The 21,818-nt window shown below is 67.1% G+C and carries 18 protein-coding genes; 4 read left to right on the top strand and 14 right to left on the bottom strand.

All coding sequences use genetic code 11. From position 1 onward, the window contains the following. Window positions 1-137: 137 nt before the first annotated feature. The 4 genes from VF168_09455 to VF168_09440 form a co-directional block, all read right to left on the bottom strand. Complete coding sequence (locus tag VF168_09455; protein HEX7004398.1) at window positions 138-2,090, bottom strand: DNA topoisomerase subunit B; 1,953 nt, start codon at window positions 2,088-2,090, stop codon at window positions 138-140. A gap of 178 nt (window positions 2,091-2,268) precedes the next feature. Then, window positions 2,269-3,522, bottom strand: a complete 1,254-nt coding sequence (locus VF168_09450) for a glutamate-5-semialdehyde dehydrogenase (protein ID HEX7004397.1) — start codon at window positions 3,520-3,522, stop codon at window positions 2,269-2,271. After that, window positions 3,519-5,132: an amidohydrolase gene (locus tag VF168_09445; protein HEX7004396.1), complete on the bottom strand. Its 1,614-nt coding sequence runs from the start codon at window positions 5,130-5,132 to the stop codon at window positions 3,519-3,521. Before VF168_09445 ends, VF168_09450 begins: the two co-directional genes overlap by 4 nt. 32 nt (window positions 5,133-5,164) lie before the next feature. Then, window positions 5,165-5,503 carry an RNHCP domain-containing protein gene (locus tag VF168_09440; protein HEX7004395.1) on the bottom strand — a complete coding sequence of 113 codons (339 nt, stop codon included), beginning with the start codon at window positions 5,501-5,503 and terminating at the stop codon, window positions 5,165-5,167. Window positions 5,504-5,634: 131 nt separating this feature from the next. On the opposite strand from VF168_09440, the gene VF168_09435 reads away from it, so the two are divergent. Together VF168_09435 and VF168_09430 are read left to right on the top strand one after the other, a co-directional pair. Next, on the top strand, window positions 5,635-7,896 hold the full coding sequence (locus tag VF168_09435) for an ABC-F family ATP-binding cassette domain-containing protein (protein HEX7004394.1): 2,262 nt from the start codon (window positions 5,635-5,637) through the stop codon (window positions 7,894-7,896). Then, window positions 7,893-9,116, top strand: a complete 1,224-nt coding sequence (locus VF168_09430) for a DUF3810 family protein (GenBank protein ID HEX7004393.1) — start codon at window positions 7,893-7,895, stop codon at window positions 9,114-9,116. The genes VF168_09435 and VF168_09430 overlap by 4 nt, the downstream gene beginning before the upstream one ends. A 43-nt stretch (window positions 9,117-9,159) precedes the next feature. On the opposite strand, the gene VF168_09425 is transcribed toward VF168_09430, so the two are convergent. Continuing rightward, window positions 9,160-11,205, bottom strand: a complete 2,046-nt coding sequence (locus VF168_09425) for a M3 family metallopeptidase (protein HEX7004392.1) — start codon at window positions 11,203-11,205, stop codon at window positions 9,160-9,162. 261 nt (window positions 11,206-11,466) lie between these two features. On the opposite strand from VF168_09425, the gene VF168_09420 reads away from it, so the two are divergent. Continuing rightward, the gene (locus VF168_09420; GenBank protein HEX7004391.1) at window positions 11,467-11,925 is read left to right on the top strand and encodes a PEGA domain-containing protein; all 459 of its coding nucleotides are present in this window, start codon (window positions 11,467-11,469) and stop codon (window positions 11,923-11,925) included. 77 nt (window positions 11,926-12,002) lie between these two features. Then, the gene (gene trxB, locus VF168_09415; protein HEX7004390.1) at window positions 12,003-12,971 is read left to right on the top strand and encodes a thioredoxin-disulfide reductase; all 969 of its coding nucleotides are present in this window, start codon (window positions 12,003-12,005) and stop codon (window positions 12,969-12,971) included. A 26-nt stretch (window positions 12,972-12,997) separates the two neighbouring features. Here the strand turns inward: trxB and VF168_09410 are convergent, their stop codons facing one another. The 9 genes from VF168_09410 to VF168_09370 form a co-directional block, all read right to left on the bottom strand. Then, complete coding sequence (locus tag VF168_09410) at window positions 12,998-14,053, bottom strand: SPOR domain-containing protein (protein ID HEX7004389.1); 1,056 nt, start codon at window positions 14,051-14,053, stop codon at window positions 12,998-13,000. Beyond that, window positions 14,054-14,827 (bottom strand): ABC transporter permease, encoded by a 774-nt coding sequence (locus VF168_09405; GenBank protein HEX7004388.1) that lies wholly within the window; start codon window positions 14,825-14,827, stop codon window positions 14,054-14,056. After that, entirely contained in the window at window positions 14,824-15,777 is a 954-nt protein-coding gene (locus tag VF168_09400) for an ABC transporter ATP-binding protein (protein ID HEX7004387.1), read from the bottom strand. The genes VF168_09405 and VF168_09400 overlap by 4 nt, the downstream gene beginning before the upstream one ends. 97 nt (window positions 15,778-15,874) lie before the next feature. Beyond that, window positions 15,875-17,329, bottom strand: coding sequence for an ATP cone domain-containing protein (locus VF168_09395; protein ID HEX7004386.1), 1,455 nt, complete (start codon window positions 17,327-17,329; stop codon window positions 15,875-15,877). A 51-nt stretch (window positions 17,330-17,380) separates the two neighbouring features. Continuing rightward, complete coding sequence (locus VF168_09390) at window positions 17,381-17,974, bottom strand: CoA pyrophosphatase (protein ID HEX7004385.1); 594 nt, start codon at window positions 17,972-17,974, stop codon at window positions 17,381-17,383. After that, the gene (locus VF168_09385; protein ID HEX7004384.1) at window positions 17,971-18,591 is read right to left on the bottom strand and encodes a MazG family protein; all 621 of its coding nucleotides are present in this window, start codon (window positions 18,589-18,591) and stop codon (window positions 17,971-17,973) included. Before VF168_09385 ends, VF168_09390 begins: the two co-directional genes overlap by 4 nt. Window positions 18,592-18,619: 28 nt before the next feature. Further along, complete coding sequence (gene pgeF / locus VF168_09380) at window positions 18,620-19,642, bottom strand: peptidoglycan editing factor PgeF (protein HEX7004383.1); 1,023 nt, start codon at window positions 19,640-19,642, stop codon at window positions 18,620-18,622. After that, window positions 19,642-20,649: a tRNA (guanosine(46)-N7)-methyltransferase TrmB gene (gene trmB / locus VF168_09375; protein HEX7004382.1), complete on the bottom strand. Its 1,008-nt coding sequence runs from the start codon at window positions 20,647-20,649 to the stop codon at window positions 19,642-19,644. Before trmB ends, pgeF begins: the two co-directional genes overlap by 1 nt. Continuing rightward, window positions 20,649-21,743: a DUF4388 domain-containing protein gene (locus VF168_09370; GenBank protein ID HEX7004381.1), complete on the bottom strand. Its 1,095-nt coding sequence runs from the start codon at window positions 21,741-21,743 to the stop codon at window positions 20,649-20,651. Before VF168_09370 ends, trmB begins: the two co-directional genes overlap by 1 nt. Window positions 21,744-21,818: the final 75 nt, after the last annotated feature.

Raw genomic sequence — 21,818 nt, 5'->3', positions numbered from 1 at the left:
TGAACGTACCCGCCGCGGGCCCAGGCCCCGGTCACTGACCGACTACCGCAACAACAGTCACGACAGCAACAGCTACGACGACGAGAACGCGGCCGGAGCGTCCGGCCGCGTTCCTCATGCAGGCCCTCCTCCTTCGCTCAGACGTCGAGCTGAGCCAGGTGGGCGTTGTCCTCTATGAACTCCCGACGAGGCGGCACTTCGCTGCCCATGAGCATCTCGAACACTTCGCTGGCCTCCAGCACGTCCTCGATGCTCACCCGTTTGAGCACCCGGGTCTCCGGGTTCATGGTGGTCTCCCACAGCTGCTCGGGGTTCATCTCGCCGAGACCCTTGAAGCGCTGGATCTCGTACTTGCGGCCGGAGTTCGCCTTGAGGAGCCGCTGGAGATCCTGATCGCTGAAGACGTACTCGATCTCCTTCGAGCGCCCGAAGGTGACCCCGTAGAGCGGCGGCTGAGCGATGAACACGTAGCCGGCGTCGATGAGCGGCCGCATGTAGCGGTAGAAGAAGGTGAGGAGCAGAGTCCTGATGTGCGAGCCATCGTGGTCGGCGTCGGTCATGATGATTATCCGGTGGTAGCGGACGTCCTCGAGATTGAAGTGCTGATCGTCCCCGGTGCCCTCGAGACCCGCTCCTATGGCCGCGATCATCGCCCTGATCTCGGCGTTCTTGAGGATCTTGCCGATGTTCGCCTTCTCGACGTTGAGGATCTTGCCGCGTAGCGGCAGTATTGCCTGGAAGCGCCTCTCCCTGCCTTGCTTAGCCGAACCTCCGGCCGAGTCACCCTCGACTATGTAGATCTCGCTCACGCTCGGATCGGTCGACTGGCAGTCGGCCAGTTTGCCCGGCAGTTCGTCGTTCTCGAGCGGATTCGCGCGGCGCACCAGGTCACGCGCCTTGCGAGCGGCCTCACGCGCCTTGGCTGCGTGCGCGGCCTTCTCGATGATCGCCTTCCCTACCTTCGGGTTCTCCTCGAGTACTTCGGCGAACTTCTCGTACACGACCGACTGCACCGCGCTCTGAGCCTCGGGGTTGAGGAGCTTCACCTTGGCCTGCGACTCGAACTGCGGGTCACCCAGCTTGACCGACACCACGCATGAGATCCCCTCGAGGAAATCCTCGCCCGTTGGCGCCGGATCCCCCTTCTTGATCAGGTTCTTCGCCTTGGCGTAATTGTTGAGCACCCGAGTGTAGGCGGTCTTGAACCCGGTGAGGTGGGTGCCGCCATCGCGGTTGGTGATCATGTTCGCGTAGGTGAGCACCGTCTGACCGTACGAACTGGTGTGGATCAGGCCGACCTCGACCTCGATATCCTCGTCGTCGACCTTGGAGATGTCCTTGATCATGATCGGCTTTTCGTAGATGGTCTTCTCGTCCTTGGCCAGGCTGGCCGCGAACGCTGCCACTCCGCCCTTCTCCTGGAACTCTTCGCGGCGTACCTCGAGCTCGTTGCGCCTGTCCTCGAGGATGATCCGAACGCCACCGGTGAGGAAGGCCAGCTCCTTCAGGCGCCGCTTGATCCGGAGGTAGTCGAACCCGTCGACATCTTTGAAGATCTTGCGGTCGGGCTGGAAGGTCACCTTGGAGCCCGACTGGGCCTTGGGGGCGTCTCCTACCGCCTGCACCGGGAATACGACCTCGCCGTTCTCGAAGCGGATGCGGTAGAGCTTGCCATCGTTCTTTACCTCGGCCTCGAGGAACGTGGAGAGCGCGTTGACGACCGAGGAGCCGACCCCGTGGAGACCCCCCGACACCTTGTAGGCGCTCGAGTCGAACTTGCCGCCGGCATGCAGTTCGGTGAAGATCACTTCGATGGCGGGGCGGCCCTCCTTCTTCATCATCCCGACCGGCAGGCCGCGACCGTTGTCGGTGACCGAGGCCGACCCGTCGGCGTTCAGTACGACCTCGACGGTGTCGGCATAACCGGCCAGCGCCTCGTCGATGGCGTTGTCGATGATCTCGGTGAGGAGTTGGTGGTAGCCGTCGATCCCGGTGCCGCCCTGCACGTACATCGCCGGGCGCTTCCGAACCCCTTCGAGGCCTTTCAGGACCTTGATGCTGTCAGCGGTATAGGCATTCGCAAGGGTCAATTGATTCTCCGTTTCACATTTCTCCAGGGGGCGGCCGCGCGAGCCGGCCCGCGCGGCCGGGACGAGCCCTTCCCAAACAACCGATTATACCACCCGAAGCTGCCCGGCCGCAAACCACGAGCAGCGTGCCAGACGGCATTTCTGCTGCTCCGAGTAGGGTGGCGACTTCAGCCGATCCTCAGCCCCTGATCTGCCCTTCTCCGTCTACCAGGTACTTGTAGGTAACCAGCGCCGCGAGGCCCATGGGCCCGCGAGCGTGCAGTTTCTGCGTGGAGATGCCGATCTCGGCCCCGAAACCGAATTCGAAGCCGTCGGTGAACCGGGTAGAGGCGTTGACCAGTACCGCGGCGGCATCCACCTCATCCTGGAAACGGCGCGCGGCACTTCGCTCCTCGGTCACGATCGCCTCGCTGTGCTGCGAACCGTACCTCACGATGTGCTCGATCGCTTCGTCGAGACCATCGACCACTCGCACCGCCAACTTCAGGTCGAGGTACTCTTCGCGCCAGTCGGCCTCGCTCGCCGCTCCCACGCTCACACCGTGGCTCCGGGCGCGCTCGCAACCCACCAGTGCAACGCCCGCATCCCGGAGGTCTCCCAGGATCGCCGGGAGGAAATCTGCCGCCACCGCCGAGTGCGCCAGCAGAGTCTCGGCCGCGTTGCACACTCCGGGCCGCTGGACCTTGGCGTTGAAGACGATCCGCCGGGCCTTCTCGAGGTCGGCAGCGGCATCGACGTACACGTGGCAGTTACCGACGCCCGTCTCGATAGTGGGAACCCTGGCATTCTCGACGACGTGGGAGATGAGCGATGCTCCGCCCCGAGGGATGACCAGATCGATCTTGCCCCGTGCCGCGAGCAGTTCGGTAACGTAGTGGCGTTCGGGCGAATCGACCAGCTGCACCGCGTCTTCCGGGAGGCCCGCGCTGCCCAGCGCGCGCCTCATCACCTGGGTGATCGCGCGGTTCGAGGCGAGTGCGTTGGATGACCCCCTCAGCACAGCGGCGCTTCCCGCCTTCAGTGCGAGGGCGGCGGCATCGACGGTGACGTTCGGACGCGACTCGTAGATCATGCCGATTACGCCGAAAGGCACGGTGACCTTGCGCACTTCGAGGCCGTTGGCGAGCCGCCAGCCGTCCAGCACCCGGTCGAGCGGATCCGGCAGATCGGCGATCTGCCTGACCGCCGCAGCGATGCCTGCCAGGCGCCCCTCGTCGAGGGTGAGCCGGTCGACCTTGGAGGTGGGCGTACCGCGGCCCTTCTCTGCCTCGACGTCGCGCCGGTTGGCGTCGATGATGACGTGGCGCGCTTCCTCGAGGGCGTCTGCGATCGCCTGGAGACCGGCGCTGCGGTCGGCACGGTGCAGGCGCCTCGCGGCCGCCCGCGAGCGCAGCAGCAGAGCGTCCAGATCGAGGGCGGGAGCTACGGTCATGCCCGAGTATAGCCGCTCTCGAAAAGCCCTTCAGGATCGTGGGTCGGCGTCCCGCCCTTGAGCGTCGCTCGTACCCGCAGGTCGTCGAGCGAAGCTCGCGGGTCGTGCGAGAGAAGCACGATGTCGGCGTCGAAACCGGGCGCGAGCCTGCCGCTGCTACCTTCACGCCCGATGGCGTAAGCGGCGCCGCTAGTGTAGGCAGCCAGCGCCTGGTCCACGCCTATCGCCTGCTCGGGGCAGAGCAAATCGCCGTCGACGCCCCTCCGGTAGCAGGCCGCGCGGGTGCCCGCGAAAACATCGGGCGGGGCAACGGGAGTGTCGGAGCCGAACGCCAGCGGGACGCCGGCTTCGAGCAGCTCGCGGATGCGGTAGGCGCGCTCCTTCCTGTCGGGGAGCAGCGTGCTGATCGAGGGAACGTCGAAGGTGAGGTGGATCGGTTGGACCGAGGCGACTACTCCGAGACGCGCGATACGACCTACTTCCTCTGCCGCCAAATGCTGAGCGTGCTCCAAGCGTGGACGCAAGCCCCGTTCGCGCCACTGTGGAGCCGTCGCCTCCAGCGCATCGATGACCGCTCGTGCCGCCGCGTCTCCTATGGCGTGGGTGACCGGCGTCAGACCGTTCTCGATGGCCAACGGGTAACGCTCGGCCAGGACGTCGGGTCCATGCACCGCAACTCCGACCTCCTCCGTTCCCGCGTACGGCTCGAGCATCCAGGCCGTTCGACTCCCCAGGGCGCCGTCGGCGAAGAACTTGGCTCCACCGATGATGAACCCGGGACCGCCCTGTCCTGTGGCCAGGCCTATCTCCCTGGCGTGCTCGATCTCCTCCTGGTTCACACAGGCCCAGACTCGCAACTCGAACCGTTCGTCCGAGGCCGCCAGCGCCACTTCGCGCCAGTAGGCAGCAGGCTCGTACGCCATGTGGTGAACCGTAGCTATTCCCCGCCCTGCCAGGTCAGCCGCGGCCCGTCTGATGGCCCCTCGGATGGCGGCGGAGTCGGGCTCGGGGATGACGTCCCACACCAGATGCAGAGCGCGCTCCAGCAGCAGGCCGGTCGGCTCCCCGGTCTCGTCTCGAACGAGCGTCCCATCGGCCGTGTCGGGAGTGGCGGCGCTCACGCCGGCACGTTCGAGGGCGGCGCTGTTCGCCCAGGCGCTGTGGTGATCCTGGGAGCGCAGCAGCACCGGATGGTGCGGCGCCACCTCGTCGAGCATGTGGCGGTCGAGTGAGGTCACCCCCCAGCGTTGGAGGGCGAATCCGGCGCCGAGGACCCAGCTCCCCACGGGCTGTCTGGCCGCCCTCTGTGCGACCCGTGCGATACCCTCCCCGAGTGTCTGGGCAGAGTGCAGATCGACCTGACCGAGTTCGAAACCGTGCTGGGTCAGGTGGAGATGACTGTCGTGGAAGGCCGGCATGAGGAAACCGCCGGCTGCATCCACGACGCGAGCGCCCGGTGCCAGGTGCTCCCTCACCTGCCGGTCGCTTCCCACCATCAGGACCTTGTCGCCACGCAGCGCCACCGCTGAGGCGGTCGAGCCGTCACCGGTCAGAACGGTGCAGTTCGTGAACAGCGTGTCGCCGCTGCTTCGTGGCTTCTCTTCGTTCATCACAACGTCACCACCGTCGGGTTTCGAGCCCGTCAACCCTGAACGGGCCGCCGGGACATCTCCAGGATCACGTCGAAGTCGTCGGGGCACTCGGGATCGTCGAGCGTCGCGCGGTTCCGCTTCACCTCGCCGCAGCTCTCACAGCGGTGCACGATCACGTAGCCCTTCCTTGCGTCGGTCACCACTCCGAGAGGTTCCATGAGTCCTCCACACTCGTTGGCCCGGTCCCCCGGATCGATATCGACATGCCTGGAGTAGAGGCAGAAGGGGCAATGGTTGCGGCAGCCACCGACTTTCAGGGGCGGTACCTCGCGCCCGCAATTGTCGCAGCGGAAGCCCGTGTTCCGTCCTACCGCCGTGAAGCGCTTCATCGGTCAAGTCTACCGGGGACGGGACCGGTCTCCCGCCCCTCGACTTGCGAAGCGGCCGCTGGGATAGGTCGAAGCGTGCGAAGCAGTCGCTTGCACCCGCGTGGACCGGGCCGTAGCATGCCGGCGGCGACATGGAGCTTCTCACAGTCCGCGATCTCACCATCGAACACCAGGGCCGCATGCTGCTGGCCGGCGCCGATCTGACCGTCAGGGAGGGGATGAGGATCGGGTTGATAGGCGGCAACGGCAGCGGCAAGAGCACACTGCTGGAGGTTCTGGCCGGTGTTCGGCAGGGCGATGGCGGGCGGGTGCGCCGCGCGCCCGGGATCGCGGTCGGCTTCCTGCCGCAGTGGCCCCGACTGGGAGAGGATCGGAACGTCTGGGAAGCGGCACTCGAGGGGATCTCCCGGATCACCCGGCTGGAACTCGAGTTGCGGGAGCTGGAGGGAGGCTTGAGCCGGGGTGAGGGCAGCCTGGAAGAGTACGGCGAACTCCGAGAGGCGTTCGAGCGTGCGGGCGGTTACGCGGCCGAGGCGGTCTTGCGCGAACATCTGGCGGCGCTCGGCATCGGCGACCGGCAGCTGGAGCTGAACGTCGGTCGACTGTCGGGTGGCGAGCGAGCTCGTCTGGCCCTGGCCAGGGTGCTCGCTGCGGAACCTCCCCTGCTATTTCTGGATGAGCCCACCAACCACCTCGACCTGCCCGCCCTCGAGTGGCTGGGGAAGAGGTTGCGACGCTGGAGCGGCGCTGTCGTGCTGGTATCTCACGACCGGGAACTGCTCGACCTCGTCTGCACCCACGCTGCCGAGTTGCGGGACGAGCGACTGGAGATCAGCCGGGGTGGTTACAGCCGCCTGCGCGAGCAGCAGGGGGTCATGGACCGCGCGACCGAGCGACGTGAACGGGAGCGACGCAAGGAGGCGGCCAGGCTCGAGGGGATCGCACGCGAGCTTCGCTCGTGGGGCAGTGCGCAAGCCCAGCGCAGAAGGCGGCGGGCAGAGAGGGACAGGGAAACGCTCGGTGCGGTGGCAAGGGAGCGTCACAGCACCTCGCTGTCAGGGCTACCGGCGCCGACCACGCGCGAAGCGGAAGGAAGACTGCTCGAAGCGCGCCGGCTCACGAGTGTCGCCGGCGACCGGGAGCTGTTCGAGGGCGCCCACCTCACCATCGACGCGGGCGACAAGATCGCCCTCCTGGGGCCGAACGGCAGCGGCAAGAGCACGCTCCTGCGGCTCATCGCCGGGGAGGAGCAGTCCGACGATCCTCGTGCCGAGTTCCGGTGGCACCGGGACATCAAGCTGCTGTACAGCGGACAGTCCGATCGCGGTATGAACGACGACCGGATGGTACTGGAGCAGCTGACCGAACTGGTCAGCGGCGATCGCGCCAGGATGCTCCTCTCGCTGAGCGGCCTTCCCCGGGAGACCTGGGGGCGGCTACCGGGCGAACTCTCGGGCGGCGAACGAGCGCGTGCCGGACTAGCCAGGCTGCTGGCTGCCGAAGCCAACCTGATGCTGCTGGACGAACCCTCGAACGACCTCGACCTGTACGCCATCGAGACCCTTCACAGCACGCTCGCCGCGAGCGAGGCCGCGATCGTCTTCGCCACCCACGACCGGGCCCTGGCACGCCTCGCGCAGCGGGTCTGGTCGATCGAGGAGGGGGAGCTCGTCGAGTACAGAGGCGGGTTCGAGGGCTACCTGGCTGGCCGCAGGCGGCTCGAGCCGGGGGTGGAAGCGGCGTCGCCAGGAGACCAGGCCGATAGCCACGAAGCGGCTCCCGAGGAGGGTGACGACCTGGAGAGTCTCGAACTCGAACGCCTCGGTGTGGAGGCCCGGCTCGAGGACCCGTTGCGGCTCACCGAGCGGGAACGCCTGCGGCTGGAGGAGCGCCATCGCCAGTTGATCGACCTGCTCTCGCTGGCGTACGACAGCAGGCTCCCTCCCCCGCTGCCACCGTTCTCGCTGGGCCAGGGGGCGGTGCGGTTGGCCGCCGAGATCGGGGGCGAGGGCCTTACCTACTTCAGTGACGCGCCCGTCGAGATGAAGCTCATCGTTCGGGACCGGATAGGTCATCTGACCCTGCGGGAGTCGGAGGACTCGGCGCTCCTGCCGTGGGCGCGAGGAGCCCTTGTCGATGCGGCCGTCCGGCTGGCCTTCTATGCTCTCGCGCCTGACGCCGTCCAGTACCAGTACCGGCCACACTTCGGTTCGGCCCTGCTCGAGCAGGCCGAGGGCGGCTGGTGGACGATCGACAGGCGCCGATTCGAACGGCTGGAAGGCTGGGATCGCGGGACGGATAGCGGCCGTCTGTCCTCCGGTAGCAAGGTGCGGGCCCGGAGGCGCCGCCGCTCCAAGAGTGCGTCCAGCCCGGGCCCGGAGGCCGCCGGATGACGACCGGTGGGAGGTGGGGACTCGACCATGAGTGGCGGTCCAACGGCCTCTCACGAGGAGCCCTTCTGTTGCTGGCTGTAGCGGTGAGCCTCGGCGCGCTGGCGCTGACCCTGCTCCTGCTGCCACCGGCCACTTTCGCAGCGATCTATGGTGGCACCCTCTACCCGGCCCTCACGGTACTGTTCGCCGCGTTGACCTCGTGGACCTACCTGCCGCTGGGCCTGGCTGTACTGCCCATCGTCTGCGGCATCTTCGTTTGGCGAACGCTGTCACCGCGGCGGCGCCTGGAGCTGTGGCCACGCGTCTTGCGGCTGCTTCTGCTCACGTTGTCGCTTAGCTCCCTCTATCTGATCACCTGGGGCGCCAACTACCGGCGTCCCGAGCTGCTGCGGTTGCTGGACGTGCCCGAGCGGCCGGCGACGCAGGCAGAGATCGACGCCTTCGGCGGTGAACTCCTCCGCTGGGTGAGAGCGGGAGCGGCCGCGATCGACGAGCTCGAGGCAGCAGGGTCCGAGGCCGGTGCGACGGGTGATCGCGGAACGCGGTCGGGCGAGGCTGTCGCCGCTATCGCCGACGAGCTCGAGCAGCTGGGTCGCGAGTTCGGCTGGCCGGTTACCGTTCCACCACGGCTGAAGCTGCTTCCTCCCGGTACGCTCCTCAGCTCGGGCTATGCCGGGATGCTCTTCCCCTTCACGCTCGAGCCGCAGGTGGATGCCGGGCTCTCGGTCGTTTCAAGCGTTGCGGTAGGAGGCCACGAGATGGCTCACGCAGCCGGTTTCGCTTCCGAGTCAGACGCCGACATGGCGGCCCTCATCGCCGGTCTCCGTGCCCCGCACCCGCTCGCCCGTTACGCAACGGCCCTTACCCTTCTCGCCCGGACCCTGGGATCGCTGACACCGGAGCAGCGGCAGTTCGTCGTCTCCAACCTGCCGCCCCGCGCGCTACGGGACCTCACTGAAGCGAGAGAGCGAAGCTCGCGCTTCCTCAACTCGACCCTGTCGAGGCGCGTTACCGCCGTTTACGACCGGTTGCTCGAGGGGCAGGGGATCGAGGCCGGAGTCGACGCCTACCGGGAGGCGCCCGCATTGGGAGCGCTGCTGGCGGCCGAAGGGGTACTGCCGCGCGCCCCTCTGCCGGTGCCTGATAGCGGAGTGGACGATCTCGAACGGCCAGCTCTCGCGCTGGACGGTCCTCCTCGGCGGTTCATCGGGGCGGGTTGACCAGAGGCTGCCGGCCATCCCCACCGCCGCTGTTCGGGTCGGGTCAGCCGCTCGCCACGCTGGGTCGGTAGTTGCTCCCGAGGTTGCGGCGCAGCAGCGCCTCGGGGTCGGGATCTCTACCCATGAACTCCCGGAACTGCTCGAACTGATCGCGACTGTCGCCGCGGGAGAGGATCGACTCCAAATAGGCTTGTCCGGTCGCACGGTCGAAGATGCCGTTCTGCTCGAAGCGCGTGAAGGCGTCGGCCTCGAGCATCTCGCTCCACTTGTAGGAGTAGTACCCGGCCGCGTAACCGCCGGCGAAGATGTGCGAGAAAGCGCAGAGGAAGCCGTCGTGAGCGAACTCGGGCCGCAGCACGAATCTCTCCCTTATCCGGTTGCTGAACTCGAGCGGATCGTCCGCCGAGCGAGGATCGAAGTCGATGTGCAGTGAGAGGTCGACGGTGCCGAACGAGAGCTGCCGCATCTGGGCGTTCGCCTCCATGAAGTTGCGGGCCGCCTGGAGGCGCCTGAAGAGCTCCTCGGGGATCCTCTCACCGGTTTCGAAGTGGCGGGCGAAGAGGTCCAACGCTTCGCGCTGCCAGGTCCAGTTCTCCATGATGTGGCTGGGCAGTTCGACCCAGTCGCGCGGTACCTGGGTCCCGGCCAGGGCGGGAACCTCCACTTTGGACAGGAGGTGGTGGAGCAGGTGGCCGAACTCGTGGAAGATAGTCTGCACCTCGCGGTGCGTGAGCAGAGCGGGCCTGCCGTCCTGCGGCGACGTGAAGTTGGCGACCATGAGGGCAAGGTGGGGGGCCAGGCTCCCATCCTCCTGCGGCTCCCCGTGGATCAGACCGTTCATCCAGGCGCCCGCCCGCTTGGTATCGCGAGGGAACCAGTCGGCATAGAAGGAGCCCAAGTGGCGCCCCGTTTCGTCCCTCACCTCGAAGAAGTCCACGTCCGGATGCCAGACCGCGTCGTTCTCGACCCGCTCGACCTGGACGCCGAACAGCCTGCGGGTGATCTCGAAGAGGCCCTCGAGCACGCCCTCGAGCGGGAAGTAGGGGCGCAGCTCCTCGGCGTCCAGTTCGTAGCGGGCCAACCGCATGCGCTCGGTGACGAAGTACTGATCCCACGGCTCGATCTCGTCGAGACCGAGCTCCCGTGAGGCGAACTCGCGCAACTCCCGCATCTCCACTTCCCAGTAGGGGACGGTCTTCTCCCGCAACTCCCGCTCGAACTCGACCGCCGCCTCACCGCTTTTGACCATGTTGACTTCCAGCCGGTAATCGGCGAAGTCCCGGTAGCCGAGGATCTGGGCCAGTTCACGGCGCAACGCCAGGATCTCGCGGACGAGAGGGCGATTGTCGTGCTGTCCGGCGGTCGCCCGGTTCACGTAGGCCTCGTGGATGCGCCGCCGCAACTCACGGTTCTCGGCGTACTGGATGAACGATAGGTACGAGGGTGCGTGCAGGGTGAAACGCCAACCGGGTAGCCCCTTCTGTTCGGCGGAAGCGCGGGCTTGCTTCCGCGCCGAATCGGGAATCCCGGCGAGGTCGGACTCGTCTTCGATGAGCAGCTCGTACTCGTTGGTCGCATCGAGAACGTTGTTGCCGAAGGCGGTAGCGAGACGCGCCATCTCGGTCCGGATCTGCTCGACACGTTCCCGCTGCTCCTGCGGCAGGTCGGCGCCGGCGCGACGGAACTCGTCGAGCAACTTCTCGAGGCGCCTGGCCTGCACGGGGCCAAGCCCAGCCGCCTCCACGCTCGCCGAATAGTCGCGGATGGCCCCCCACAGCCCCTGGTGGGTGGGAAGCTTCGCGTAGAAACCGGAGAAGATCGGCAACGCCTCGTCGAACGCCTTCCTAAGATCCGGTTCGTTCGCAACCGCCATCAGGTGGTAGACGATGCCCACGGTGCGGTCGACCCGCTCGACCAGCCGGTCCAGTTCGGCGACGGTGTTGTCGTAACTCCGCCGTCCTTCGAAGCCGCTCAGCGCCTCGATCTCGTTCTCTGCCCTGTCCACGGCCGCGCGGACCCCGGGGACGACGTGTTCCGCCCGCACCCTGTCGAATGGGATGCGGAACTCTCGTGATAGCAATGGGTTCATCTTCTCCTCCCGCCACCTGTGGACCGGTGTCGATGCGGAAAACAGTGTACCAGCCGAGCCGTCCTGTTCACCTAGCGATGGAGCGAACGGCTTCGGGGCGGGCGCGAGCCGCGTCCTTGCGACTCGAGAATGTGACTCGAAACGACCACACGTGTGAAAAAGTTCGCTAATATCCATTTCACCCGGTGGGTTTCGCCAGGCGACGCGCATCACGTCTTCGTGTTTGGCCCCTCGTGTCGCGCCAGTCAGTTGGGGGTGTGCATGCGGATGAATGACCGTATCGGACTGACGAGTATCACGACGGCGCCGACGATCGGAAGGTCGGGGACGAGGCCCGCCCAGAGGCAGTTCAGGACTCCCCTGCTGGAGATCCTGGTGTTGGCCGCCCTGCTTCTCGTCGTGGTACCAACTCTTATCCTCACCGCCAGACACCAGGTGAATGCTGCCAACGCGCAGGTCGTCCTGAGCGTCACCAGTGACCCCAGCGGGGCAGCGGTGATAGTCGACGACCTCCTGGTCGGCCGGACGCCCATGGAGGTCGAACTGCAGCGCGGGGAGCCGTTCTCGCTAAGGGTCGTCGCGCGTGAGCCGTACCTCGAGTACGACCTGTACAAGCCGTACCGCGCGCAGATGACGTTGGAGTCCGATCGCAACATCAGGGTCTGGATTCCCCGGACGACGGCCGAGGAGCAGGCCGCGCAGCTCGCAGGGACCCACTGAAGAGATACCCCCTTCGGGTATTCTGGGGCAGCGGCAGGTAGCCGAGCGGGTGCTAGCATGACCTGCGAGGAGGCCCGATGCCCAGAGAGCAGGTCGAGAGCGACGTAATCATCATAGGTGGTGGCCCAGCGGGGCTCACCGCCGGCATCTATGCGGGACGCGCTCAGCTCGACACGGTGATCCTCGAGAAAGGGCTCCCCGGCGGTCAGATAGCCCAGACCGAGGAGGTAGAGAACTACCCCGGCTTCGACGAGACGGTGAGCGGCCCGGAACTCTCCCAACGTATGGTGCGGCAGGCCGAGAAGTTCGGCGCCCGCATCGTCATGGAAGAGGTGACGGCCATCCGCCGCCGGCCCGACGGCCGCTTCCTGGTCGAGGGGTACGAGAGCGACTACATCGCCAGAGCGGTGATCCTGGCCACGGGCGCCAATCCCAAGCGGCTGGGCGTCCCCGGCGAAGACGAATACTACGGACGTGGAGTGTCGACCTGCGCCACCTGCGACGGCTTCTTCTATCGAGGCAAGAACGTCGTGGTAGTGGGCGGGGGCGACGCGGCCGTCGAAGAGGGGCTGTTCCTCACCAGGTTCGCCGAGTCGGTGACGATCGTGCACCGGCGCGATGAGTTACGGGCGAACAAGGCCGCACAGGCGAGGGCGTTCGCCAACCCGAAGATGAACTTCGTGTGGGACAGCGTCGTCGAGGAGATATTAGGCGAGGATGGTCAGGTCACGGGCGTGCGCCTCTGCAACCTCGAGACGCAGCAGGAGAGCGTGCTGGCAACCGACGGAGTGTTCGTCTACATCGGTCACGAACCGAACACGCGCTATCTCGAGGGTGTCGTCGAGCTGACGCCTACGGGGTATGTGGCGGTGCGCGACGAGATATACACGAACGTCGAAGGGATCTACGCCGCCGGCGACATCTCGGACGAGGTCTACCGGCAGCTGTCGACCAGCGTAGGAGCCGGCACCAGGGCTGCTATGGCCGTGGAGCGCTGGCTGGCCGAGCAAGGCGAGCCGGCGCCAGAAGCCGAAACGGTGGCTTGAGGAGTGGCCCCGGGTCAGGGGCTCGATCAGCGCCTTACGAAGTCGTAGAGCAGGATCCTCTCCCCGACGCGAGTGAGCAGGAACTCTCCGTCGCTCCAAAGCGGCATGCCCACTCCTGCTCGCCAGCCGCGGCTGCTCTGCTCGGTACTCAGCAGGAAGAATTCCCCGGCGCCTTCCACCCGCCAGCCTTCGCCCCCGAACGTGGCCGCCAGCGGGGGGCTTTCGAGCGAAGCGCGGTAGAGCGGTCCCGGCACCTCGGGCAAAGGAGCCGAACCGATCAGGAGCTGGCCAGGACCGTACGGGCCGTCGCTGGGTGCGGCGATCCCAAGCAGCGTTGCCTCGCCCCCTCCCAGGATAGGCACGAGTTCGAGCACGACGAGGAAGGGGCGACCCGGTGCCGATCGGCCCTCGAGTTCCTCGAGTCGCTGGAGCGAGACCTCGAAGCGGCGGGCCAGCGACTCGAGGATCGCCCGCCGGTAGGCCTCGCGCGCTTCAGGCACGTCGGTCTCCCAGGTCTCTGGCCAGAGCGGTAGGTTGCGGAGAACCAGCGCACCGCCCTCGGCAGGCGCGGCGCGCCAGGCCCGGAACGAGTGGGGAGATCCGCCGCTCACGACGAAATAGGTCGCCTGTCGGGCGGTGTCTTCCTGGCTTCTCAGCGCAAACCCCTCGCCCCAGGGGATCACGTCGAGCTGAGGAGCGCTCACGGCGGTCAGAAGGCGGGGCTCGAGCGGCATGACGGCGGCAGGTATCCCCTCGGCGAGAGCGGGAAGAGGCGGGCTTCCTGCCACGATCGGCATGGTTCGGGCGAACAGCAGGGCCGCGTCACGGTTGCCGAAGGCACCCACTCTCACCCGGTAGATGTCGCCCTGAACGGTAGAAGCTCGGACCACGTAGGCGGGATAGGCCTCGTTCAGCAGCGTGCGTTGCACGGAGAGCGCCGACTCCTGCTCCGACACCGCTACGACCTGGACCGTGTACGAGATGGCGTTCGCCACGCCCAGCCCCAGCACGACCAGCAGGGTAGCCAGCAGGCTCAGCGCCCTCGGGATCGAGGGCGTGCGCCGGGCAGCGCACGCCATCATCTAGAAGTCCTTTCGCTCGAAGAGCACGACCGCTCCCACCGCGAAGGCGGTCGCGTAGACGGCGATCAGCAGCACCAGCCAACCGGTTGTGGCCACAGGGTCGGCGAAGTGTTGGAGCAACCGGTGCGGAAGGAAGTCCTCCAGCGCCGGGAACACGACGAGCAGTTGACTCGCGACGAGGATGCCGAGGGTCGCCAATGCGCCACCAGCGGCGCTCATGAAGACGACGGTGAAGAGTACCGCCAGGAGGCTTATCGGCACCAGGCTCAACCCGGCTAACGCGTACGCCTGGACGATCTCGAGGAGAGCAGACGCCGGCTGCATCATCCCGGCGCCCAGGATCCCACCCTCTCCCAGTCCGGTACCGCCCACGAACGGACCGAAGCCGTAGAAGGTACCCGCCAGCAGCGACACGAGCAGCAGGAAGAGCAGGAGCAGGAACGGATAGAGCGTCGCCACCAGGAGCTTGGCGAGGAGCCAGCGAGAACGGCTGACGGGCCTGAGCAAGATGGTTGGGAGGGTGCCGAAGTTCATCTCGATGCCCAGGAGCTCGGCCGAGGTGATGGCCACCAGGAGCGGCAGCAGCACCTCGATGCTCGAGAGCAGGCTGAGGCCCGGCACCTGGTAGCCGGAGACGAGATAGAAACCGTATACGTCGAAGATCCCGGGTGCGTAAGACCAGAGCAGTGGGAAGACCACCAGGAGGAGCAGGCTGAAGCGGACGCTGGCAAGGCGCAGCAGCTTCCCCAGTTCCATCTGCAGGAGCGCGATCATGCCGCGCCTCCTGTCGATTCGACGGCGCTTTCCGGCTCGGCTACCGGCGCGTGCCGCTCACCCAGTCGATCCTGATAGTAGGCGCGCAGGTTGAACGTATCCCTGGCCAGTTCGAGTACGTCGATCCGGGCCTTCGTCAGGATTGGCGCGACTCGGGGAAGGTCATCGGGCGAGGTGAGCTGGAAGACGACCTCCTGGGCGCGGATGCGTGCGGCCGTCACGAACGGTTGGGTGTCGAGCAGCACTCGCGCTGCGTGCACGTCCGAGACGCTCGCACGGAAACGCGTCTGGCGGTCGCTCAGGTCGACCTCGTCGATGAGCGCGCCCTCTTCGAGGATCGCCACACGTGAGCAGTAGGCGGCCACCTCGTCGAGGTGGTGGGTCGACAGGAGCACCGCCGTTCCCTGGGCGGCTGCATCCTTGAGCACACGGTGAACGAGGTGCAGACTTAGCGGGTCCATTCCGCTCGCCGGCTCGTCCAGGATCAGCACCTCGGGACCGGTGAGCAGGGCTGCGGCAACGCCTAGCCGCTGCCGCATACCCAGGCTGTAGACCCGCACCTTCCGGTCGGCCGCGGGCCCCAGTTCCATCATCTCCAGAACCTGAGAGATGCGCGCGGCTGGTACTCCGCCCACCAGCCGGGCGTGGAGTTCGAGGTTGCCGCGGCCCGTCAGGTAAGGGTAGAAGGCCGCGGGCGCTTCCACAACCGCCCCGAGGCGACGCCTCACCTCCGGTTGCCGGTGGGGATCGGCGCCCAGCAGCCGGACGCTGCCCGAGCTCGGGAAAGCGAGACCGGAGACGAGCCTGATCACCGTCGTCTTGCCGGCGCCGTTGGGGCCGACGAGGGCGTAGACCTCCCCCGGATCGACTCGGAAGCTCAGCTCACGGACGATCGGCCGTGGGCCGTACGACTTGGTGAGACGCTCGGTTTCTATCGCTGCGGTAGCCATTGACATCCTCGCCCCCGAGTCTACGGACGTACCGGCGCGAGTGGGATGTGATTCTTCATCGGGGCGCTCCGGAGTCGGGCGCCCGCCGATCCGGACGTCAGCGAGCCGCCGCTCCTTCGCCCCCCTCGGCGAGACCGCGCATCAGCAGCGAGGCCAGGACGTGCTCCATCGCCTTGTCGATCGCCTGATCGAAGTCGCTGGCGTCGACCACGGGCACGCGCTCGGCCCGGGCGCGCTCCAGCAGATAATCCTGCAGTATCCGGATCTCCCGGAAATGCTCGAGGTAGATATCCTGGGCGCGCTTGTCGTGCGTCTGGCGCTCGCGCAGGCCGAAGTGGTCACGGTGGCTGTCCTCATCCTCCACCATCAGCATCAGCTCGACGACCAGCGCCCCTTCGAACTCGCGTTTCGGCGAGAGCCCCGGGACGAGGTGGATTCCCTCCATGACCAGCGACATGTTCTCGTGCAGGCTGCGCTCGATGATGGCCGTTATCGCGGTCGCCAGCTGCTGGATCTGAGCGCGGAAGCCGCGGATGACCCGCACCGGCTCCGGCTTGGCGTCGATCCGTTCCGGTCCCAGCAGTTCGGCCCGCCAGGCCGTGTAGCTCGACTCGTGGAGGAGAGGGCTCAACTCGGTGGAGATGAGCGAACGAAGCGCCTGTCGAACCGCGTCCGTGGAGACCATCCGGGGGATGCCGAGGCGGTAACCGAGCTCCGAGGCCACCGTGCTCTTCCCCACCCCGGGGGCGCCGCCGATGAGGATTATCACCGGCCGCTCCGACTCGCGGAGCCGGTGCAGCAGTTGATAGCGCCGGGCGAAGTCGGCCCCCGCCTCCTCCACCAGCAGCCGTTCTACCTCGCGGCGCACCCGCGTGCGGGGGACGTTCCGCTCGCCCGAACGCCAGAGGATGTCCTCGACCCGCTTGGCGAGGTTGTAGGCGAGCTCGGGTCCCAGTCCGACCGACATCAGAGAGCGCGCCAGGATGCCTCGCGAGTAGGGCAAGCGGGTGCCGTCCTGTTCCACGACGTACAGGTCGACCGGGTCCGCCAGGCTGGACTCGTACTTCAGGCGCGCCTCGCGCCCGTAACGCGACTCGAGCGCCAGAGCGACGATATGGGCAAGCATGTCCTCTTCGATCGACTGGTAGCCCTGCGCTCTCAGGCTCTGCTCAACCTGCTTGGCGATCGCGTACGCCTCCTTGAACGGGAGGCCGTACTTCTCCAGGGAGTGACTGAGGGTACGGCGCGAGAAGGTCTCCGACTCGGTCCCCTTGGTGACCTTCATCGAGACGAAGGGGGGAGTCTGCTTCCGGAAGCGTTGGGCCGCCTCGGACGAGACCCGCGTCTTGACCGCCTCCTCGAGGCGACCCATCAGGTCTTCGAGATCGACGTGGCGAACGTCGTGCGAGCGCAGGTGTTTCTCCACGTCACGGGCGATGCGAATGGCGTCGTCGGTGAGCACGCCGGCCCCCTGCAGAGCCTCGACTACTTCACCGGCCGAGTAGGTGTACTGTTCGCCGCCTCGGCTCACCCGCACGTCGTGGCGCTTCAACGCCGCCCTCCGCGAGCTGGCCCGCGATAGCCGTTCATCCTGCCGAGGTTATCACGGCAGGGACGGTATTTCCGTCTCATCGCGCGGCATCAGATCGAGGAGATCTTTCACCACGTTCCCGGTGAAACCCCAGATCAGTCGCTCGCCCCAGGCGTAGAAGTGGATCCGTCGCTCCAACCCCTCCAACACCCGCTTCTCCCAGCGAGGCACGATGCCGAACAGCTCCGCCAGCGGCACCGAGAACACCTCCGCCACCTCGCTCGGGTTCGGTTCGAGCGCTTGCGGCCAGTCGAGCACCGCTACCAGCGGCGTAGCCACGAAGCGAGCCGGCGACGGGTGATCGTCGAGCCTGCCGATTATCGCTGACGGGGGCAGTTCGACCCCGATCTCCTCGAACGTCTCCCTCAGTGCCGCCTCCTCGACGCTCTCGCCCTCCTCGACACGCCCGCCCGGAAAGGCGACCTGCCCGGCGTGGTGCCTGAGTTCCTCCCCCCTCACGGTGAAGAGCAGTTCCAGGCCCTCGGGCCCGTCCAGTACCGGCACCAGGACGGCCGCCCGGCGGTAGCCCGCTATCTCGAGGCGCTCGGGCCGATTCCGTCCGAGCACCTGCCGCAACTGTTCGAGCGTGGGACGGGCGCCACTCACCCGCCTTCTCCCTCGGCAACCACGGCCGAGTCGATCGCCTCCCGCAGTGCGATCTCGGGGTCCACCCCTTTGCTGCGCGCGTAACTCGCTACCGCAAGCAGGTGCTCGCCGATCTCCCCGGCGTCGTCTCCGGCCAGCCGCGGAGGCTCGGCAGGCGGCTCCCACCTTGCTGCCTTGGCGACCTCCGCCGCTCTCAGCAGGGCCGGTAGGCTCCGGGGAACGGAATCCAGTGCCGACCGGGGCGCCTCCCCTCGCTCCTCCCGTTCCGCCGCCTTGATCGCCTGCCAGTTGGTCACCACCTCGTCGGCCCCGCTCACGGTGGTGTCGGCGAAGATGTGGGGGTGGCGCCTGACCAGCTTGGCGACGATAGCGCTCTCGACGTCGTCGTAGTCGAAGCTGCCCTCCTCCTCCCCGATGACGGAATGGAACGCGACCTGAAGCAGGACGTCGCCGAGTTCGTCGGCGATCGCCCTCGTGTCGCCCGAGGAGATCGCGTCGACCGCCTCAGCGGCCTCCTCCAGCAGGTAGCTCCGCAGGCTCTCATGGGTTTGCTTGCGGTCCCAGGGGCAGCCGTCAGGCGCCCGCAGTCGCCTCATTATCTCGAGCAGTTTCTGCATCTCTCGCCCTCCACGACTCGGTGCGGCCTCAGCGGCCTCCCGCCGCGCGCACCGCCGCCCAATGCCGTCCCGTTATTCCCCGGTCGCGCCGGTGGGAGTAGAAAAGTGCTGGTTCGCACGAAGTGCACAAGGGCGTTCCTGCTCCCCCTGCCCTGAGTATCGAAGCCGGTTCGACTCCCGCTCTCTGCAGCATGAACTCGTTGGCTGCCGCCAGGTCGAGGTGCCAGTGACCGTCGTTCGTCTGCCGGGCTACCTCGGCGGGGAATCCCGACCCGATGAACCTCTGCACCAGGTCCTCCCCTACCTCGTAGCAGTCGCGGCAGATGCCGGGACCGATCGCGACCCGGATCCGGTCCGGTTCGGAGCCGAACCGCCTCCCCATCGCTACGACTACCTTCGCCGCCAGACCCGCGAGGGTGCCACGCCAGCCGCAGTGGGCGGCTCCGACCGCCCCGCTCCCGGGATCGAAGAAGAGAAGCGGCAGGCAATCGGCGCTGCCCACCAGCAGGAGGTCCGCGGGATCGTCGGAGAGCTGGGCATCTGCTTCCGGCAACTCCTCTTCACCGGCCATCACGATCCGGTCTCCGTGCACCTGCTCGAGCGGCCGAAGCCTCACGTTCTCACCGAACCAGGAGCGGAAGATACTCCGGTTCTCCTCCACGGCTGCCGGGTCGTCCGCGGTGCGAGCCCCTACGTTGAGACCCGCGTATGGTCCCTCGCTCACTCCCCCCGCCCGGGTACCGAAACCATGCGGCGCGCCGAAGGCGCCTACGGTGATGAGCGGGGCGTCGTGGCTCAATCCGTCGCGCGACCGCAACAGCTCCAGCTTCTGCCGTCGCGTCAGTGACTTGAGCTGGAGTTCGCGTCGCAGCGCGGCCGACCTGTCGGCGACCGGTTCGACGTAAACGAGCTCGACGGGCCTCCTGGAGCGCGTGTAGGAGGCGCCGTTGCCGGCGTTGTGGGTAGCTTCGCGCTCCCGTGGGTCACGGCTGATACCTGTGTAAAGGCTGCCATCGGCGCAGTTCAGCAGGTAGACGAACCAGCCGGACATCAGTAGTTGCGCTCCAGGACCCGCACCCCCGGCTGCTCGAGGAGCCATTCGGTGACACCATGAACCGCCCCGCGCGCCGTCTTGGTGATTATCGGATCACCGAACGGTTCGAGCCGCACGATCAGTTCGCCTCCATCGCGCCGCTGAACCGCCACGAGCAGCTGCTGCTTCAAGTCGGGTTCGTCCACCGTCACTCTCACAAGGAGTCTTTCGGGCAGTTCGCTGGAGAGACTCCGGACGACCTCGTGAAGGATGACATGACCGTCTCCGTACTCGAGCGCCCGCTTGCTGAACTGGGGTTCGACTGGTGGCGTTCCTGTCAGGAGGGCGTGCGGCATCTGTGCTGGCCTTTCGAGGATTGGGAACTCTGGGACGGGGCCGGGGCGCAGGAGGAAGGCCTGATAGTAGAGCGGCTTCCCCTGCTCGCGCCACTTGAGAGCGTACTTCGTCTCGAACACGGCTGCCGGCGGATCGCGCGCCTCCAGGTCGAAGAGGCCGGTCTGGCGAGCTTCGCTGCGGGAGAACTCGAGGTAGTCGGGGTGATCGGTGGCGAGCAGGAGTTCGCCCCCGGTGCACAGCCTGCTCGCGGCGAGTCGCAGGAACCTGCGGTTGAGCAGTCGGTTCTTCTCGTGCCGCTCCTTGGGCCAGGGGTCCGGGAAGTTCACGGTGATGCTGCTGAGGCTGGCGGGCTCGAAGAGGTGGCGCACCGCGAACTGCGCGCCCACCTTGAGGAGCCGGACGTTGCGCGCGCCATCGCGTTTCATCCGCCTCACAGCTCGCATCACGCTGGCGGTAGAGATCTCGAGGCCAACGAAGCGTTCCTCCGGGTTGGCGAGAGCCCGTCTCGCCGTGTAACGGCCGTCGCCGAAGCCGATCTCGAGGTGCAGCGGAGAGCGGCTGCCGAAGATCTCATCCCAGGGGGCGGGGAACGGCAGGCGCCGCCAGGGCAGCAGCGTCTGGGGGAGGGCCTGGACCTCGGGCAGACCCGCTTCGGTACTACCGGTCATCAGACCTCGTTCTGCTGGACGGGCTTGACGAGCAGAGGCTGATTGACGGCCAGGTCGGCGTGCATCAACGTTTCGCGGTTGATCATGAGGTAGGGACCGGCGTTGTCGAGAGGCATCGCTCCGAGCAGGCAAACCCGGCCATCTTCGCGGCGGCAGGCGATGCTTTGAGCCGGGTGGCCCAGGGACTTCTCCCAGGCGCTCATGATGCTGGGATCAACGCCCGCGATGCCGTGCGGGAGCTTCGTTTTCGTGAGGTGAGTGACGAGCCGGGCCGTGCGCGGCTTGCGATTGGAGAGGCGCAGGACACCCAACTCCACGAAGCGCTCGACGATCGATCGCGCCCTCTCATCTGCCACCGCCGCCTCCTGGGCGATCTGGCCGACGTTCCGCTTGCCATCCACAGCCCTGAGGAACTCCACTTCCTCCTTGCTGAGGCTCATGTCGGCGACCGTCTTCGCCTTCTCGGCGAACGCGGGGATGGACGTGAGGGTGACCCCGCTGCCGGAGCCCGTGGTCGTCACCTCGGCAGCCGGCGGGGCCTTGGGCGGTGTGACGGCTGAACGCCGTGACGCCGGCACCTGCGGCGAGCCTCCGGTGGCCGGCCTCGCTGCCCCTTCGGCCGCTGCCGGCCGCCCACCAGCATCGTCACCGGGCCGGATTGCGGAGGGGCGTTCGCCGGCCGGCTCATGTGCTGGCGGCGTGGTGGGCGGCCGGGCCTCGGGCGCGGCGGGGCGCGCTGGGGCCGGCGTCGCAGCGCCCCCCGGCGGCGGCGCGGAACCAGACTCGCCCCGGCGGGACTCGTCGAGGCGGCGGCTGGCCTCGAGGATCAGGTTCTCGGTCCGGGTGGAGATCGTGGTGCGTGGCGCCGGAACGCCCAACATGAACTCGAAGCTACCCTGTTCGTCGGCGAAGAGCGCGTAGACCGCGTCCTCGCCGGAGCGATCGGCGAACTCGGCGTGAACGGCTAGTCCCTCCTCGAAATAGACCCGTGCGGCTCCCTTCGGATGGTCGACGGTCAGCCGGCCGCTCCGCGAGGAAGCAGCCAGGAGCTGGAACAGATCGACGAGGGAGAACAGGCCAAGGGTGCCGGTCACGAAACACATTCTATCGTGAGGCCCGCTCGCGCCTCGGCGGACCGTCCGAGGCTAGCGTCGTCGGCGACGCCACAG

The organism is Trueperaceae bacterium (genome assembly GCA_036381595.1).
GTDB lineage: Bacteria > Deinococcota > Deinococci > Deinococcales > Trueperaceae > DASVCN01.
This window is presented reverse-complemented; position numbering and strand designations above follow the sequence as displayed.